Annotated in this window: 19 protein-coding genes; 5 read left to right on the forward strand and 14 right to left on the reverse strand. The window is 39.8% G+C overall.

Translation table 11 applies throughout. The features are described from left to right. Positions 1–300: 300 nt before the first annotated feature. Complete coding sequence (locus tag AC07U8_RS00375; RefSeq protein ID WP_004818287.1) at positions 301–489, reverse strand: heavy-metal-associated domain-containing protein; 189 nt, start codon at positions 487–489, stop codon at positions 301–303. 237 nt (positions 490–726) lie between these two features. Between AC07U8_RS00375 and AC07U8_RS00380 the strand changes: the two genes are divergently transcribed. Next, on the forward strand, positions 727–1287 hold the full coding sequence (locus AC07U8_RS00380) for a DUF4303 domain-containing protein (protein ID WP_494737103.1): 561 nt from the start codon (positions 727–729) through the stop codon (positions 1285–1287). A gap of 51 nt (positions 1288–1338) precedes the next feature. Here AC07U8_RS00380 and purC read toward each other — a convergent pair whose 3' ends face one another. From purC to dapA, 3 genes are read right to left on the reverse strand one after another with little or no spacing between them, the layout of a single operon-like run. Further along, positions 1339–2058: a phosphoribosylaminoimidazolesuccinocarboxamide synthase gene (gene purC / locus AC07U8_RS00385; RefSeq protein ID WP_004818291.1), complete on the reverse strand. Its 720-nt coding sequence runs from the start codon at positions 2056–2058 to the stop codon at positions 1339–1341. A 37-nt stretch (positions 2059–2095) separates the two neighbouring features. Continuing rightward, positions 2096–2704 carry a lipoprotein-34 precursor (NlpB) gene (locus AC07U8_RS00390; RefSeq protein ID WP_096732495.1) on the reverse strand — a complete coding sequence of 203 codons (609 nt, stop codon included), beginning with the start codon at positions 2702–2704 and terminating at the stop codon, positions 2096–2098. Between the two features lie 15 nt (positions 2705–2719). Next, positions 2720–3616, reverse strand: coding sequence for a 4-hydroxy-tetrahydrodipicolinate synthase (dapA, locus tag AC07U8_RS00395; RefSeq protein ID WP_151801862.1), 897 nt, complete (start codon positions 3614–3616; stop codon positions 2720–2722). Positions 3617–4101: 485 nt separating this feature from the next. Between dapA and pncA the strand changes: the two genes are divergently transcribed. Both pncA and AC07U8_RS00405 read left to right on the forward strand, forming a co-directional pair. Continuing rightward, on the forward strand, positions 4102–4737 hold the full coding sequence (gene pncA / locus AC07U8_RS00400; protein WP_494737104.1) for a bifunctional nicotinamidase/pyrazinamidase: 636 nt from the start codon (positions 4102–4104) through the stop codon (positions 4735–4737). Between the two features lie 93 nt (positions 4738–4830). Further along, entirely contained in the window at positions 4831–5784 is a 954-nt protein-coding gene (locus AC07U8_RS00405) for a bile acid:sodium symporter family protein (RefSeq protein ID WP_494737105.1), read from the forward strand. Positions 5785–6112: 328 nt separating this feature from the next. Here AC07U8_RS00405 and AC07U8_RS00410 read toward each other — a convergent pair whose 3' ends face one another. Further along, on the reverse strand, positions 6113–6583 hold the full coding sequence (locus AC07U8_RS00410; RefSeq protein WP_171478412.1) for a 2-thiouracil desulfurase family protein: 471 nt from the start codon (positions 6581–6583) through the stop codon (positions 6113–6115). Continuing rightward, positions 6583–7101 (reverse strand): GNAT family N-acetyltransferase, encoded by a 519-nt coding sequence (locus AC07U8_RS00415; RefSeq protein ID WP_494737106.1) that lies wholly within the window; start codon positions 7099–7101, stop codon positions 6583–6585. The genes AC07U8_RS00410 and AC07U8_RS00415 overlap by 1 nt, the downstream gene beginning before the upstream one ends. Before the next feature lie 105 nt (positions 7102–7206). On the opposite strand from AC07U8_RS00415, the gene AC07U8_RS00420 reads away from it, so the two are divergent. Then, positions 7207–7476, forward strand: a complete 270-nt coding sequence (locus AC07U8_RS00420; protein WP_004718783.1) for a DUF4031 domain-containing protein — start codon at positions 7207–7209, stop codon at positions 7474–7476. 140 nt (positions 7477–7616) lie between these two features. Then, positions 7617–7937 (forward strand): ArsR/SmtB family transcription factor, encoded by a 321-nt coding sequence (locus AC07U8_RS00425; protein ID WP_004718782.1) that lies wholly within the window; start codon positions 7617–7619, stop codon positions 7935–7937. Between the two features lie 111 nt (positions 7938–8048). On the opposite strand, the gene AC07U8_RS00430 is transcribed toward AC07U8_RS00425, so the two are convergent. The 8 genes from AC07U8_RS00430 to ribBA form a co-directional block, all read right to left on the reverse strand. Further along, positions 8049–9020: a cation diffusion facilitator family transporter gene (locus AC07U8_RS00430; protein ID WP_004718779.1), complete on the reverse strand. Its 972-nt coding sequence runs from the start codon at positions 9018–9020 to the stop codon at positions 8049–8051. 427 nt (positions 9021–9447) lie between these two features. Next, a complete protein-coding gene (gene glmS, locus AC07U8_RS00435) occupies positions 9448–11286 on the reverse strand; it encodes a glutamine--fructose-6-phosphate transaminase (isomerizing) (RefSeq protein ID WP_434278619.1) in 1839 nt (612 codons plus the stop codon). A 12-nt stretch (positions 11287–11298) separates the two neighbouring features. Beyond that, positions 11299–12663 (reverse strand): bifunctional UDP-N-acetylglucosamine diphosphorylase/glucosamine-1-phosphate N-acetyltransferase GlmU, encoded by a 1365-nt coding sequence (gene glmU, locus AC07U8_RS00440; protein WP_494737107.1) that lies wholly within the window; start codon positions 12661–12663, stop codon positions 11299–11301. 21 nt (positions 12664–12684) lie between these two features. Then, the gene (locus AC07U8_RS00445) at positions 12685–13161 is read right to left on the reverse strand and encodes a phosphatidylglycerophosphatase A family protein (protein WP_016539097.1); all 477 of its coding nucleotides are present in this window, start codon (positions 13159–13161) and stop codon (positions 12685–12687) included. A gap of 22 nt (positions 13162–13183) precedes the next feature. Next, on the reverse strand, positions 13184–14101 hold the full coding sequence (gene thiL / locus AC07U8_RS00450; RefSeq protein WP_004818314.1) for a thiamine-phosphate kinase: 918 nt from the start codon (positions 14099–14101) through the stop codon (positions 13184–13186). 11 nt (positions 14102–14112) lie between these two features. Beyond that, complete coding sequence (nusB, locus tag AC07U8_RS00455) at positions 14113–14562, reverse strand: transcription antitermination factor NusB (protein WP_004718751.1); 450 nt, start codon at positions 14560–14562, stop codon at positions 14113–14115. Positions 14563–14565: 3 nt separating this feature from the next. Beyond that, positions 14566–15036 carry a 6,7-dimethyl-8-ribityllumazine synthase gene (gene ribH / locus AC07U8_RS00460; RefSeq protein ID WP_004718750.1) on the reverse strand — a complete coding sequence of 157 codons (471 nt, stop codon included), beginning with the start codon at positions 15034–15036 and terminating at the stop codon, positions 14566–14568. A gap of 97 nt (positions 15037–15133) precedes the next feature. Then, positions 15134–16255, reverse strand: coding sequence for a bifunctional 3,4-dihydroxy-2-butanone-4-phosphate synthase/GTP cyclohydrolase II (gene ribBA, locus AC07U8_RS00465; RefSeq protein WP_494737108.1), 1122 nt, complete (start codon positions 16253–16255; stop codon positions 15134–15136). Positions 16256–16560 lie beyond the last annotated feature (305 nt).

Here is a 16560-nt window from a genome sequence, read left to right on the forward strand (position 1 = left end):
TCTCAGTTTAGAAATCTAGATTTTATCATGCGATGTTTTATGGAAATTTTGATACACAATCTTTTGAAATTATTGATAAAGCGTATGATTTTGAATGACTCAGTGATGAGGCGATGATATTGAATCATGTTGATGAAATATAGTGATGATCAACAATTTACATCAGCAAAAGCTGGGTTTGATCAATGCTATATAGACATATAAATCCCATGACCAGAGCCCAGTTTGATCAGTTTATATTTGCTTTAATGCAAAAGGGCTACCTTAAATTGATAGCCCTTTTCACTTTATCCAATCAGCTTAGCGTGGAGGAAAGCCCGCTTCTGATAAAGCATCAACCACTTGTTGCTGTGTTGCTGTTGTTTCAACTTTAACACTGTGACTTGGTGGATCGGCAATCACCTTGGCATTTTCATCTACAGATTGAATTGCTTTGGTTACACCACGTGCACAACCACCACAGGTCATATTTTCAATATAAAATTCCATATCTCACCCTGCTCTAAGAAGACTTAAACTTAAGATAAACCTTACCATAATTGTAAGGTCAAGTTTTAATGTTTAAAGTTTCATCGCAACGCTTTTTCAAAAATAATTTACAGTATTTTTAAGTCGTCGATTGCTGAATTTTTTACTGATGGTAAATGCCAACATAGGCGAATGGTTTATATACAGAATTTATGCTTTGATAGTAAACTCTGCATTGAAATTGTGAATGATAAGAACATGATGATGAATAAAGACCATTTATATTCAGTGATTTACCAAGACATTCAAGATGCTTTCGCTGAGATTCAGCAGCTTACACAAGATCAGCATTTATGTGCTATTGGTTTGGGAATGGTTGAGGATTTCTGTGGTTTCTTTTATGTGGGATGCACATTAGAACAATTAAAAAGCTTTGAAGATGTCTATGAAGCATGGTGGATTTCAGAATGGAGTTGTTCAAGTACTGCCAATAATCGTGTTCACGATGCAATCACGGCTTTGTATCAGGACTTGGGAGAGGATTATACAGATGAGCAATATAGCGAATTGCAAGCGCACTATCAAAAGACCATTATTCAAGCATTACAAGATTTAAGAACACAAGGAAAATTAAAAAACCAACAGGGTGAAGAAATTATTGTCATTATTCAATATGCAGACTCATCCGATGAAGATTTTGAGGACATCAGTTTCCCACAAATTAACCCTGAGTTTTTAGTGCCTTTATTTGAAAACCGCTTTCAGAAAAAAGCTGGTGAAAATTTATATGATTACCTATTAGAAAAATCAGTATCTTAAAATAAGAAACCGAGCTAAAAAGCTCGGTTTCTGAAGAATCAGTATCTAAAATTAGATATCTGAAAGATCTACACCAATGCGTGTAGCCACTTCTTCATAAGCCTCAACAACACCACCTAAACCTTGACGGAAACGGTCTTTGTCGAGTTTTTTCTTGGTGTCTTTATCCCATAGACGGCAACCGTCTGGAGAGAATTCGTCACCCAAAACGATACGGTCATGGAACACGCCAAATTCAAGTTTAAAATCAACAAGAAGCATGTTGCCTTGAGCGAATAAGTCTTTCAACACAACATTGACTTTTTGAGTCAATTCTTTCATTTGCGCCAATTGTTCAGCATTTGCCCAACCCAATGCAATTGCTTGAGACTCGTTCACCATAGGATCGCCTAAAGCGTCATCTTTGAAGAACAATTCAAATGTTGGTGGAACAAGCTCTAAACCTTCTTCAACACCCAAACGACGGCATAATGAACCTGCAGCATAATTACGCATTACACATTCAACAGGGATCATTTGCAATTTTTTCACTAAAACTTCAGTTGGAGAAAGAAGTTTCTCGAAGTGTGTTTCAATACCAGCTGCAGCCAGTTTTTCCATGATAAAGGCATTAAAACGGTTGTTCACCTTACCTTTACGGTCTAGTTGCTCTATTTTTTCGCCATTAAATGCAGAAGCATCGTCACGGAAAACTAGAATTAGATGATCCGCGCTATCTGTTTCATACACAGATTTCGCTTTACCAGTATAGAGCAAGGTTTGTTTTAACATGGGGGAACCTTTTGCAAAAAAAAATTGCCTAGAACGACTAGGCTGGCCAGTTTTGGTAAATCTGGGTTAATAGTTCTGCAGCTTTTTCTTTGTCTGCAAAGCTATTATCGGCGTTAAACACAGCAAGTGTGTTACTTGAACCTACAGAATTAAGCTTCAATACATAAGTTGAATTATCGATTTTTACAGTTGCCTCATTGGCATTTTTGCTTTGGCCGATAACCTTATGATTTAAGCTACTGAGGGTCGCAAGTGCGTACTGCCAAATTGTAGCAGAATTTCCATCAATTTTGATCAGTGGATTGCCATTTCCATCAGTTAAAATTTGAGGACGACCAACACTTTCAGTTGATGCAGAAACTTCATCAGCAGGTGCACTGATTTGAGCAACATCTGGACGAGGAACCTCATAACGGTTGCCTCGTTTATTTTCAAATTTTGGTGCATGCTGAAGTGCAAGAGGGTCAACAATAGGAGCTGGATACATTGGCGTTGCAGGTCTAACTGTTGAACCTTCAGGGTAGCTAAGTGGCTCTACGGTGGTCGTGTTTTTATAATCTAAAGAACCATTGTTGATTCCAAGGGAACTACAACCCGCCAAGCTTAAAGCTGAAATGGCAAGAGTTAAACCTAAACGTAATTGCATAATACTAAGCTCTTATTAAATGAGACCCGCTGCTTTGAGTTCTTCACGCAGCGGTGCACGGTATTGTTCTGCTAAGGGAGTTAATGGTAAGCGAATGCCAGTACCAATTAATTCCATTTCATGAAGTGCCCATTTCACTGGAATTGGGTTCGATTCGCAAAATAGAATATTGTTTAATTTTGCAACTTGGTCATCTTTGCTTTTCGCTGTTGTAGCATCACCTGCAATTGCAGCGGCACAAAGTTCGCTCATGATTTTTGGTGCAATATTTGCTGTCACTGAAATATTGCCGTGGGCGCCTAACTGAATCAATTCACTCGCAGTCGCATCATCACCTGAATACACCACCATGTTTTTACCTTTTAAGCCATCAATTAGCTCTTTACCACGAGGAACATCGCCAGTCGCATCTTTAATTCCTACGATTTGAGGAATATCTGCTAAACGAATCGCGGTGTCGTTGTGCAGATCGACACCAGTACGACCAGGTACGTTGTAAAGAATGATAGGTAAATCAACAGCTTCTGCAACTGCCTTATAGTGTTGGAATAAACCTTCTTGCGTTGGTTTGTTATAATAAGGGGTAACTAAAAGTGCGGCATCTGCGCCGAGTTGTTTGGCTTCTTTGGTGAGTTCAATCGCTTCGTGTGTCGAGTTTGCACCAGTACCGGCAATAATTGGAATACGTTTATTGGCAACACGGATAATTTCTTTAATTACTTCTGTGTGTTCTGCCATGCTAAGAGTAGATGCTTCGCCAGTTGTACCGACAGCAACAATACTATTAGTGCCTTGTTCTATGTGCCACTCAACGAGCTTCTCGAGACCCTTCCAATCTACGCTGCCATCTTCAAACATAGGGGTGACGATTGCGACAATTGAGCCTTGAATGGTCTGTGCTTGCTGAGTCATTTTAAAAAAATATCCTATTTTTCCATCCACATGCGTTTGAGTAAACAAGGATTGGGATGGTTGCAGTATTTTGATTTGAGCGTGAAACAATCATCTTAAAGATTGCCTAATGCTTATGCAAATTATGACTGATTCAGCGTGTCAGAACAATATGCTTTAGTCAAACCTTAGAAATTCTTTAACAAAAGCAACAAATCACTCACATTTCCAAGCAATTTTTTTTAATTTTCAGTTTTTTATCAAACATGAACAGCGTGCGGTTTTAATCCCAATGCCGGATAAAATCTATTCGCACTAGAAAACAATTTTCTATCGGGTAGCGGAGTCTCGCCGTTTAGAATCTAGCGAACCGTTCTAGATGATTTCTTGGTTGATTTTGATAAGACGCTCGCAAATGTACGCTGTTATATTGTATGTTGAGTCATCGAGTGTTTAAATTTTTACGATTAAAATAATAGTCATTTGGCCAATATAAGGGTAGGGAAATGTTGCAATCTGAGCGTAGCGCCTTGATCGTTGTTGATGTACAAAATGGTTTTACTTCTGGTGGAAATTTAGAAGTTGCCCATGCTGAGCAAATCATTCCTACCATCAATCAATTGGCACGACATTTTGACAATATTGTACTGACCCAAGATTGGCATCCTGAAAACCATATTTCATTTGTTGAGAATCATCCCAACCGTAAAGCTTATGATCTGATTCAGTTAGATTACGGCCCGCAAGTATTGTGGCCATCACACTGTGTACAAGGGAGTAAAGATGCTGAATTTCATCCTGATCTAAACATACCAACTGCACAACTGATCATTCGTAAAGGCTTTCGTTCTCAAATTGACAGCTATTCAGCCTTTATGGAAGCCGATCATAAAACCACTACAGGCTTGGCGGGCTATCTTAAAGAACGCGGTATAGATACGGTGTATATCGTGGGGATTGCAACAGATTTCTGCGTCGCATGGACGGCCATGGATGCTGCCAAGTTAGGCTTTAAAGCCTTTGTGATTTCGGACGCGACCAAAGCAATTGATTTACAGGGTTCTTTACAACACGCATGGCAGGAAATGCTGGCTGTCGGTGTAAAACGCATGATCTCAAAAGAGATTCTCAACGCAGTATAAGCACCAAGACTTGCATCATTTGAGAAATATTACTGCTTTAAAACATCTTGCTTTAAGATAAGCCGAAATCCTCAATCTGATTGGGTAAGGACTATGTCAGCAATTTTACGTTTTAGTCAGTTTGTACAAAAAACTTTTGCCCTGTGGGTCGTGGTGTTTGCCTTTATTGCCTTATGTTTTCCAGCAGCATTTGTCTGGATGAAAGCATATATTCCATGGGTTTTAGGGATTATCATGCTGGGAATGGGTATGACCATGACCGTAGATGAGTTTAGGAATGTCTTGTCAAATCCCAAAGCAGTTGTGATCGGTGTCGTTGCACATTTTGTGGTGATGCCCAGTGTGGCATTCTTTCTCTGTAAAGTTTTTAATTTACCACCCGAAATTGCGGTAGGGGTAATCCTTGTCGGCTGTTGCCCCGGAGGGACAGCATCCAATGTCATCACCTATATGGCCAAAGGAAATACCGCTTTATCCGTCACATGTACATCTGTTTCAACGTTTTTAGCGCCTATTTTGACACCTGCAATATTCTATGTGTTAGCCAGCCAGTGGATTCCGATTGATGCGGGTTCAATGTTTATCGATATTCTTAAAGTGGTGATTTTTCCAATTATTTTGGGCGTGATTTTAAGAAGTCTATTTAAACAAAAGACCGAGCAATATATTCAAGTGATGCCTCTAATATCTGTAGTCGCCATTGTGGTGATCGTGGCGGCAATTATTGCAGCCAGTAAGGCTTCAATTTTGCAATCGGGCTTACTGATTTTGGGTGTGGTGATTTTACATAATGGTTTAGGCTTTTTATTAGGTTATTGGGCAAGTCGTCTATTCAACTTATCTTACCCTGACTCCAAAGCTGTTGCGATTGAAGTGGGGATGCAAAATTCTGGTTTAGGTGTGACCTTAGCAGCGATACATTTTGCTGCATCTCCAATAACCGCAGTGCCAAGTGCTATTTTTAGTTTATGGCATAATATTTCAGGGCCTGTTTTAGCCACGTATTGGGCAGCGAAAGCAGATAAAATGGCTGAAAATAAACAATAGGGTCTGTAGACATTTCATAAATGGCTTGTGTTGTAGGTTAAAATTGAGCAGGCAAGGCATGAAACGAAGAGAATAGCGAGACTATTTTCGAGTTTCATAACGAAGGCTGAGATAATTTTAACCACAACCCTTCGGGACTAGCGTGTTTTTTGCCGCTACGTTGTTACGAACCACTCATTTAGAATAACTAAATTTCGTATTTCGCGCCTAGTATCGCCTAAAAAACACACGTAGTCGCAAACATAGACGAATTGTCAACAGACCCTAATACTATTTTAAAATTTACGTTTCATTTAGAGAGCCTTGGCTCTCTTTTTATTTATAGTGCTTATTCATGCGCTAACTGTTTTAAAAATTCATCCTCAGTGAGTACGCTAAAGCCATGTTGTTCAAGTAGGGCTGCTGTCACCCCTTTGCCTGATATTTTATGTCCTGAAAATGATCCATCATAAATCATCTGTGAACCACAAGAAGGACTGTTGGCTTTTAAAATAATATGTGTCACTTGATGGTATTGGGCGAGTTTTAGGGTTTTTTCTGCACCTAGAATAAATTCAGCTGAAACATCATCACCATTGGCATCTTTTACTTTGGCTTGTCCCCTTAAAACCTGATAACCATCACCACCTACGATTTCAGCAGGCTGTCGAGGTGTACTTAAGCCGCCTGAAACTTCAGGACAAATCACCACGGCTTGTTGAGTGTCTAGTAGTTGTTTAAGCTTGTGTTGTAGGCAGTTCTTAGCATCGTAGCGAACATTTTCACCTACAAGACATGCACTAATCAGATATTTTTTCATTATCTTGAGGTTAATTCGAGTTGCATTAAATCCATACCAATATCATATAAATCTGTTTTAAAGTCGATGCTTAATTTCTCTGTAAAAGCAAAATTTTGATAGAATTTTTTTGCACGGGTGTTGGTTGTTAATACTTCCAAAAATACAGAAGCTTGTTGATGTTCACGTGCAATATCAATCGCATTTTGCATAAGCGCAGATGCAAAATTTTTCCCAACCGCTTCTTTAAGCAAGTAAATTTTCTGTAATTCTGTACCAGTAATATCTAAATGTGGTTCATATTGGTTGAGACTTAACTTGGCATATCCAATAATTTGCGCTTGTTCATTTTCAAGCAATAGCCAAACTTGATCAGGATCTCGCAGAGATTCGGACAAATTTTCTAAACTAAAATTTTGATTGAGAAAATTTTGTAGGCCTTGTTCTGACCAAAGATCAGCAAAATGTTGGCGATGTGTGGTGCAGGCCAGCTGATTGAGTTGCTTGAGATGGATTGGTGTGGCTGGATAAATTTTCATTATATGTTGTCATCAAATGACGCTTTGCTATACCTTGAATTTGTATTCAATCATGGATGAATTTCATGGGATAATCAATCTGAAATAGGGAAAATGAATCTTGTTATGAGTGTGTATGTCGATCGCGCAAAAGTTCCTTTTAAAGGCCAAGAATGGTGTCATTTGATGGCAGATACACTGGAGGAATTACATCACTTTGCGCAAATGCTGGAAATCGATGCCCGTTTATTTCATCGCTCAGCGTCTTATCCGCATTATGATATTACCCTGCAAATGCGTGTGATGGCGATTGCTTATGGCGCAATTGATGCCGATCGAAAAACCATTATTGCCTGTGGAAAAAAGCTGAAGCTACAACTCAATCAATCTTTATAAAGTGTTGGTTTTTTATTTAAGCTTGATAAAACCGGACTTCCAGAAAAATACTTTATCGCGATTAAGTCTTGTCCTTATGAGAAGCACAAGAGTAGAATCTTTTATGATGAAAAATTATGAACAACGATTGTGATTAATATATGACTTTTAAAGACGGCTCAACAGAAATATCGCAAGACGAGATTATTATTCTGGCTGAAACTTTTCGACTTTTAGGAGATGCCTCACGTCTCAGAATTCTTTTATTCTGTATGCGTGGACCTAGTCCAGTTGGCGATATCTGTGAAGCACTCGATTTGTCGCAATCTTTGGTTAGTCATCATTTACGTTTATTACGCTCAGCACGCTTGGTGAAAAGTGAGCGTCAGGCCAAACAAGTATTATATGAAATCGCTGATACGCATGTCAGCCATGTTTTGTCTGATATGGCAAAACATATTGCAGAAGAGCAGTGTGGTTAAATTTTCTATTTTTCAAATCGATTATTAAAAGCAAAGTGAATTTCAAAATGTGGATGCCACAAGGCAACAATCAATGACCTTGTGGCAATTTGTGCTTGATCCATATTGATCTTAATGACTATGTCCAGCATGAGGATCAATTTTTGTCGGTTTTTCAAGGCTACAGCTGCTATCACCTTGCCAATCAATCGCGACAGTTGGATGTTCAATATCAAATTTGGTTTTTAATTCATGTTCAATTTGTTCGGTGAGTGTCTTAATATCAACACCTGCTTCAGGTTGGACATGTAATGTTGCCATTGCTCTTCCTGAAGTAATCATCCATACATGAATATGGCTAATTTTCTGAATGCCTTGAACGGATTTTAATAAGTGAGTGGTGATATCTGTTGTATTCGCATTGGCAGGCGCACCTTCTAACAAAATATGAATGGTTTGTTTAAACAAAGACCATGCACTGCGCAATACAAGTAATGATACAAGTACAGACAAAATCGGATCAATCGGTGTCCAGCCTGAGTACCAGATGACGATTGCAGCAATAATTGCAGCAACAGAACCCAATAAGTCACCCATCACGTGCAGAATTGCACCTTTGATATTTACATGATCCGTATCATCTCGTGTGAGATACCATAAAACAAAAATATTCACCAACATACCAACAATTGCGACGATAAACATCGGTCCTGCAAGTACGGGTTGAGGTGATTGAAAGCGTACAATCGCTTCATAGACGATCCATCCAACAATTCCAAACAGGGTTAGAGAATTGATCAGGCCTGCAATTACTTCAAAGCGCATATAGCCGAAAGTACGTGATTTATCCGCAGTACGACGCCCAAAGCGAAACGCTGCATATGCTAATCCTAATGCAAGTGCATCCGTCATCATATGGCCTGCATCAGCTAACAGTGCCAGTGAACCAGATATGATTCCCCCAGCAGCTTCAACAAGCATAAAACTGAAAATAATGAAGAAAGAAATCAGAATCTTTCTTTCATTTCCTGTAGTTGCTTCAGGTACATGTGCGTGGTTGTGATCACTATGGCTATTATGGGGATGATTATGATTGTGTCCCATAAGGACCTCTGAATTGGATTATTTACATATGAATATATGTTCATATGTTTGTTTTGTCAAATAACTTCATGTTAATTTTTTATTGCATTGTGAATCAAAATTTCAAAAAACTGATGCCATAAGGCACTTAGGTTTAATAAAACAGAATAAAGTTTTTAAAACTGACTATTCACTTTAGAACTTATTTATTTTCATTTTGATGTGAAGTAAAAAAGGAGGCTATTTTTCGCTAAAGGATATTGTTGGTTCAAGTTTAAGAAGATGGTTTCTGTTTAGGTTATTTTAAATTGATGTATCTATAAAAATTAGGCATAAAAAATCCACACATTCATGCAATTTTAGCGCATGCTTTGTGTGGATTACTTAAGCTATTGATATATGTATGAAACTTAATTTATTTCATACACTACAATAAGTAACTGATTGATTATTCAACCGTAACTGATTTTGCTAAGTTTCTTGGTTGGTCTACGTCAGTACCACGTAATACCGCAACATGATAAGACAGTAACTGTACTGGGATACTGTAAGCAATCGGCGCTAACCAAGTATTGACCGTTGGAACATAGACAACATGTTGACGATCTTTAGCCACGATACCGCTATTTTCATCTGCAAAAACAAACAGTTCACCACCACGTGCTTGGACTTCTTCCATATTGGATTTAAGTTTATCCAGCATGTCATCATTCGGTGCAAGAATCACCACAGGCATATCATTGTCGACCAATGCCAGTGGGCCATGTTTCAATTCACCTGCAGCATAACCTTCAGCATGAATATATGAAATTTCTTTAAGTTTTAATGCGCCTTCAAGTGCAATTGGGAATTCTGTACCGCGACCCAAGAACAAGCAATGCTGTTTCTCTTTAAACAGAACAGACAAACGTAAAATTTCTGCATCATTTTGTAAGGTATCCAAAATGACTTTAGGGATATGCCACAGCGCAGAAGTGATTTCATCAAGACGTTCAGCTGAAATGGTTTGCTTAACCTGACCAAGTTTAAGGGTCAATAGCATCAAAGCTGCGAGCTGTGTGGTAAACGCTTTGGTTGATGCGACCCCAATTTCAGGACCAGCCAGAGTTAATAAATGATGATTTGTTTCACGAACCATAGACGAGGTCGCGACATTACAAATCGTCATGGTGTAGATATTTAAGCCTTTTGCTTTAGCACGCTTTTGTGTATCACGTAATGCAGCCAAGGTATCTGCAGTTTCACCTGATTGGGAAATACAGACATACAAGGTGTTATCTACAATCACAGGCGAGCGATAACGAAACTCGCTGGCAATTTCAACTTGGCAAGGTAAATCAATCAGTTGTTCAAACCAATATTTTGCAATCATTCCAGCATGGTAGCTGGTACCACAAGCAAGCACCTGAATTTGCTGAACATTTTTAAAATCTATGTTTGCATTTTGTAAGAAATCTTCTCGTAGAGTATTGCCATTCAAAGCTTGAGAAATCGTTTGTTGAATTGCTTCAGGTTGCTCAAAAATTTCTTTGAGCATGTAGTGTTTATACTCACCTTTAGAGGCATTACTCACGGTTGCATCCAGCTCTTTCACTGGACGATCAACCAATTGATCATTAACAAAAACTTCAATCGTTTCACGAGTTAAACGCGCAATATCACCTTCTTCAAGATAGATAAAACGGTTGGTCACAGGCAATAGTGCCAATTGGTCTGAACTAATAAAGTTCTCACCGATACCGACACCAATGACTAAAGGTGAGCCTTCACGAACAGCAATTAATTCATCTGGGTAATCGGTATGTACAATCCCCAGTGCATAAGCGCCTTTCAGTTGAGGTACGATTTCTTCAACGGCTTTTAATAGATTTGGTGATGATTTCAGTGCTTCAGTAATTAAGTGAGCAACGACTTCAGTATCGGTTTGAGATGTAAACACATAACCCAAAGCTTCAAGATCATCCTTAAGCTCTTGGTAGTTTTCAATAATACCGTTATGTACCACTGCAACATGGCCAGAAATATGCGGATGGGCATTATTTTCAGTTGGTTTACCATGGGTTGCCCAACGTGTGTGTGCAATACCCACAGAACCTAAAATATTCGACTCTGCAACCGCGCCTTCTAAATTTGCAACTTTACCAACACGACGTTCACGTAAGATTTGCCCCTGATCAACCAGTGCAACACCCGCCGAGTCATAACCACGATATTCAAGACGTTTTAGGCCTTCAATTAAAATATTTGTAATGCTTCGTTCAGCAACGCCACCAACAATACCGCACATAATAATATCCTCTTATTTCTTGACCTTTTGGGGACGTTGATAATTTTCTTTCGAAATTTGTTTTGCACGTTCAAATGCAAGACTGTTGTCTGCTACATCATGGGTAATCACTGAACCCGCACCTGTGGTTGCGCCATGACCAATTTTAATCGGTGCAACCAGTGAGTTGTTGGTTCCAATAAAGGCATTATCACCAATGATGGTTTTGTGTTTATTGGCACCATCATAATTACAGGTAATTGTACCTGCACCGATATTTGAACCCGCACCAATTTCTGCATCGCCTAAATAGGTGAAATGATTGGCTTTTGAACCTAGACCAACAGAAGAGTTTTTCACTTCAACAAAGTTACCGATATGAACTTCATCTGCCAATTTTGCACCTGGACGTAGTCGTGCAAAAGGACCAATGTGTACATCTGCACCAATTACCGCATCTTCAAAAACACTATATGGTTGAACTTTGGTTCCTGCCGCAATTTGAGTGTTTTTTATAATACATCCTGCACCAATTTCAACGCCATTTCCGAAAGTACATTGACCTTCAATAATCACATTAATATCAATACGAACATCAGTACCCGCCGTGAGTTGACCACGTAAATCAAAACGTGAAGGGTCAATCAGATGCACGCCTTGCTGCATCAGTGATTTGGCTTGATAATTTTGGAATTCTCGCTCTAATGCTGCAAGTTGAATGCGATCATTCACGCCTTCAACTTCAAAAGCCAATTCTGGTTGAATGGATGCGATTTCCATACCATCCGCTAAAGCCATTGCCACGATATCGGTCAGGTAGTACTCGCCTTGAGCATTGTCATTGCTGAGTTTCGGTAACCATTCATGTAATTTGGCATTGCTGACACAGTAAATACCTGTGTTAATTTCTTTAATTTGACGTTGTTCATCAGAAGCGTCTTTATGCTCAACAATCGCTTGGATTTTTCCAGCTTTGCGTACGATACGACCATAGCCAGTAGAATCTTCAAGCGTCAATGTGACTAAACCGATGCCTGTTTGGCTGGATTCATCAAGCAAACGTTGTAGGGTACTTTGTTGTACACAAGGCACATCACCAGAAAGGATCAAAGAAATGCCGTCTTGGGGTAAAACTGGTAAAGTCACTTTAACTGCATGACCTGTACCGAGTTGTTCTGTTTGCTCTACCCATTGAATATTTTCATGAGCAAATGCATTTTGAACCAGATCACCACCGTGACCAAAGATTGTAATGATATTTTTTGCTTGTAATTGTTTTGCTGTTTCAATCACATGACCGAGTAGTGGGCGTCCTGCTAACGGTTGGAGTACCTTGGGTAAACTAGAACGCATACGTGTTCCTTTACCTGCAGCAAGAATGATCACAGTTGTAGACATATCACACCTAACAGATCTGGCTTAAGCCATTTTAAAATATAAATAAATCACGATACATATTGCTGCCCAGAGGCCTGCAATAATATCGTCAAGCATGATCCCAAAGCCACCATCAACTTTTTGGTCAATGACACGAATAGGCCATGGTTTCCAGACATCAAATAAACGGAACAGTGCAAATCCAACCAGTGCCCAAATCCAATTCATTTGCCCTAAATAAATCAAAGGCAGGAAGGTGATTGATTGCCCAGCAAATTCATCCCAAACAATACGCCCATCATCATGTACATGGATAATCTCTGCGGTTTTCCCACAAATCCAAATACCGACCAATGACATGATTATGATGGCCAATATGGAGCCATAAAAACCAATTGCAAGCCAAATCGGAATAAACAAAAGCGCAAACGCTGAGCCAAATGTACCTGGTGCTTTAGGCGCTAAGCCTGAACCAAAGCCCACACCGCAGAACACAATAAAGCGTTCAGCCCATGTCATATTTTTAAAGACAATCGGAGGTTTATGCAAAGTGTTGGTACCCTTGAAGTTGAAGTGGATGGTCTAAGCCATCTTTCTCAAATACAATCCCAGATTTTTGTGTAACTTGGCCGATGATTGTAGTGGTTACATTTGGTTTTAATTGCAAAAGTTTAGCATAATTTTGCATAGTTATTGTAAAGCATAACTCATAATCATCTCCGCCCGCTAAAGCATATTTCCATTGCTCATTGTCGCTGAGTTGCCTTAAAGCTGGCTGAATCGGGAGTTGATTTAAATTTATTTTTGCACCGACACCAGAGGCATCTAAGATATGCCCGAGATCTTGAGCAAGCCCATCTGAAACATCAATCATACTGGACGCCAAGTCTTTTAACATGGCGCCTAATTCGCAGCGCGGTGTTGGGTAATCTAGACGTTGTTGTAGGGGATGTCCTAAATGTTTTAGCCCAAAAGCGGCATCACCAATCGAGCCACTGACTACAATTAAATCATCGACTTGTGCGCCAGAACGGGTAATGGCTTTGCCTGTTTCAATCCAGCCCAGTGCGGTGACGGTAATGGTGAGATGTGGACTTTGCGTGGTATCACCACCAATTAAACGTACGCCAAATTGATCGCAACAATCATATAAACCCTGACTAAATTGTTTTAGCCAGTCATGATCAATTTGGGATAGGCTCAATGCGAGTAAAATACTGTGGGGTTTCGCACCCATTGCAGCAATATCTGACAGATTGACAGCAACAGATTTCCAGCCAATCGCATGTGGAGAAGTTTCTAAGGGAAAATGTCGACCAGCGACAAGGGTATCTGTGCAAATCACCAATTGATGATTCAAAGGTGGGGAGAGCAGAGCTGAGTCGTCACCGACGCCTAAATCAACATCAGTTTGCTGCTGACGATTGAAATAGGTCTCAATAATTGAAAACTCAGCCATGTAAAAACAACTTATTTGCTTTGTTGCTTTTCTGCTTCACGCAGGCTTGTTGCTAAACGATCTAATACACCATTGATGTATTTATGACTGTCAGCACCACCAAAGTGTTTTGCCAGCTCAATGGCTTCATCGAGTACAACTCGATAAGGGACTTCAAGATGGTCTTTGAGTTCGTATGCACCTAAACGTAATGTAGCAAGTTCTACACCGTCTAATGCACTCAGTTCACGATCCAGAACAGGAACAAGTAAAGCATCCAATGCTTCATGGTTTGCGATCACGGCTGTGAGCAACTCATGATAATAGCCGAGATCCACTTTATGCATTGCGTTTTCAACACGGGTACGTGCTTCAATTTCATGCACTGGGTTGTGGCTCATTTGCCATTCATAAATCCCTTGTACAGCAAAGCGACGTGCTTTACGTTTTGCTGCATAAGTAGCTTGGAGTGTTTGCGACATGCTTTAAATTGCCTTTAACAGGTTAACCATTTCAATAGCAGTAAGGGCAGCTTCACCACCTTTATTACCTGCTTTTGTACCAGAGCGTTCAATCGCCTGTTCAATACTGTCCGTAGTCAATACACCATTGATTACAGGTAGGCCAGTATCTAAACCAACTACACCTAAACCTTTGGCACATTCACCTGCAACGAAGTCGAAATGTGGCGTACTACCACGAATCACTGCGCCAAGTGCGATCACTGCATCGAATTTACCAGAAGCTGCTAGTTTTTTAGCCACAACTGGAAGTTCCCATGCGCCCGGTGCATGAACGACAGTGATATTATCGTCGCTTACACCATGACGATGCAATGTATCAATTGCACCTTCTAATAAATGTTCAACAACAAAGCTGTTAAAACGACCAACTAAAATCGCGTAACGGTCTTCGCTCGCGAGATGTAATAAACCTTCAATTCGGCGAATCGCCATGGCAACCTCGATAATTTAACAGATAAGTGGTTGTACAGACTGCTTTTATTTCCCGACTAAAAACCTAACTGAGCAATAAATGCAGTCTGATTAAAAATTATTGACCAGTTTTTTGCTCAGCAGTGATGTATTCCACCACTTCTAAATTAAAGCCTGATAATGCATTGAAACGTAATGGTGAACTGAGAAGTTTCATCTTTTCAACACCAAGATCACGTAAAATTTGTGCACCAACACCAATTGTTTGGTATTGCTGTGAAAGTGCAGCATTTGATTTTGTTGGTTTCGGCTTACCAAGTTCTGCCAAAGCAGGGCCTAAGTCAGATAGATGACGTTGACCAATCCAGACCAAAACCCCTCGATCACTGTCGGCAATCGTTTTGAGTGCTTTATCAAGGTTCCAAGCAGGCTCACCATCTTTTTTATTGAGTTTCAATAAATCACGTACAGGGTTGAAACCATGTACACGGACAGTCGTCACCCCTTGTTTTGGTTCACCTTTAACCAAAGCCAAATGAATGTCTGGATTACCAATTTCACGGTAACGGTATAAATCAAAGGTACCGTATTCAGTATCTATACTTTGTTGATCCAAACGTTCTACGGTTTGTTCATTGGTCATACGATAATGAATCAGATCAGCAATTGTACCAATTTTTAAGCCATGTTTCTCAGCAAATACTTCAAGATCTGGACGACGTGCCATCGTGCCATCTTCATTGATAATTTCACAAATCACAGATGCCGGCTCTAAACCCGCTAAACGAGATAAGTCACAGCCAGCTTCTGTATGCCCAGCACGGTGTAATACACCACCTGGTTGTGCCATCAATGGGAAGATATGTCCAGGTTGTACAATATCAGCAGGTTTGGCATGTGCAGCAACTGCAGTTTGAATGGTATGGGCACGTTCTGCTGCAGAAATACCAGTGGTAATACCATTTGCAGCTTCAATAGAAAGCGTGAAGTTTGTACTGTGTTGTGCGCCATTATGGTCGACCATTAATGGTAGATCGAGTTGCTTACAGCGGTCACGACTCAGTGTTAGGCATACAAGACCACGAGCATGGGTGATCATAAAGTTGATGTCTTCAGGGCGTACGTGTGTTGCAGCAATGACTAAATCGCCTTCATTTTCACGATCTTCGTCATCCATGAGGATAACCATTTTACCTGCACGGATATCTGCTACAAGCTCTTCAACAGTATTGAGCGGCATCAACCTTCACCTTTTTGTTCTGTCGTATGACATTTTCATTGAGTACATTCGGAGCATAGTCTAACGTGTTTTTACGTATTTTGCCTATGCTTATCATCTTCCTTTGAGATAGATAGTTATACACAAGCTTGTAGGGCAATGAAAAGAGAAGAAAATTGATTTATCGTGATTTAGTATAAAGATCAGGGTCTGTTGATAATTCGTCTACGTTTGCGACTACGTGAGTTTTTTAGGCGATACTAGGCGCGAAGTGTGAAATTTAGTCAATCTAAATGAGTAGTTCGTAACGACGTAGCGGCAAAAAA

Source organism: Acinetobacter sp. GW821-FHT01E09 (assembly GCF_059422385.1).

Coding starts and splice junctions, on each gene's coding strand:
- AC07U8_RS00375 (WP_004818287.1), bottom strand. CDS start 489: ATGGAATTTTATATTGAAAATATGACCTGTGGTGGTTGTGCACGTGGT.
- AC07U8_RS00380 (WP_494737103.1), top strand. CDS start 727: ATGATGATGAATAAAGACCATTTATATTCAGTGATTTACCAAGACATT.
- purC (WP_004818291.1), bottom strand. CDS start 2,058: ATGTTAAAACAAACCTTGCTCTATACTGGTAAAGCGAAATCTGTGTAT.
- AC07U8_RS00390 (WP_096732495.1), bottom strand. CDS start 2,704: ATGCAATTACGTTTAGGTTTAACTCTTGCCATTTCAGCTTTAAGCTTG.
- dapA (WP_151801862.1), bottom strand. CDS start 3,616: ATGACTCAGCAAGCACAGACCATTCAAGGCTCAATTGTCGCAATCGTC.
- pncA (WP_494737104.1), top strand. CDS start 4,102: ATGTTGCAATCTGAGCGTAGCGCCTTGATCGTTGTTGATGTACAAAAT.
- AC07U8_RS00405 (WP_494737105.1), top strand. CDS start 4,831: ATGTCAGCAATTTTACGTTTTAGTCAGTTTGTACAAAAAACTTTTGCC.
- AC07U8_RS00410 (WP_171478412.1), bottom strand. CDS start 6,583: ATGAAAAAATATCTGATTAGTGCATGTCTTGTAGGTGAAAATGTTCGC.
- AC07U8_RS00415 (WP_494737106.1), bottom strand. CDS start 7,101: ATGAAAATTTATCCAGCCACACCAATCCATCTCAAGCAACTCAATCAG.
- AC07U8_RS00420 (WP_004718783.1), top strand. CDS start 7,207: ATGAGTGTGTATGTCGATCGCGCAAAAGTTCCTTTTAAAGGCCAAGAA.
- AC07U8_RS00425 (WP_004718782.1), top strand. CDS start 7,617: ATGACTTTTAAAGACGGCTCAACAGAAATATCGCAAGACGAGATTATT.
- AC07U8_RS00430 (WP_004718779.1), bottom strand. CDS start 9,020: ATGGGACACAATCATAATCATCCCCATAATAGCCATAGTGATCACAAC.
- glmS (WP_434278619.1), bottom strand. CDS start 11,286: ATGTGCGGTATTGTTGGTGGCGTTGCTGAACGAAGCATTACAAATATT.
- glmU (WP_494737107.1), bottom strand. CDS start 12,663: ATGTCTACAACTGTGATCATTCTTGCTGCAGGTAAAGGAACACGTATG.
- AC07U8_RS00445 (WP_016539097.1), bottom strand. CDS start 13,161: ATGACATGGGCTGAACGCTTTATTGTGTTCTGCGGTGTGGGCTTTGGT.
- thiL (WP_004818314.1), bottom strand. CDS start 14,101: ATGGCTGAGTTTTCAATTATTGAGACCTATTTCAATCGTCAGCAGCAA.
- nusB (WP_004718751.1), bottom strand. CDS start 14,562: ATGTCGCAAACACTCCAAGCTACTTATGCAGCAAAACGTAAAGCACGT.
- ribH (WP_004718750.1), bottom strand. CDS start 15,036: ATGGCGATTCGCCGAATTGAAGGTTTATTACATCTCGCGAGCGAAGAC.
- ribBA (WP_494737108.1), bottom strand. CDS start 16,255: ATGCCGCTCAATACTGTTGAAGAGCTTGTAGCAGATATCCGTGCAGGT.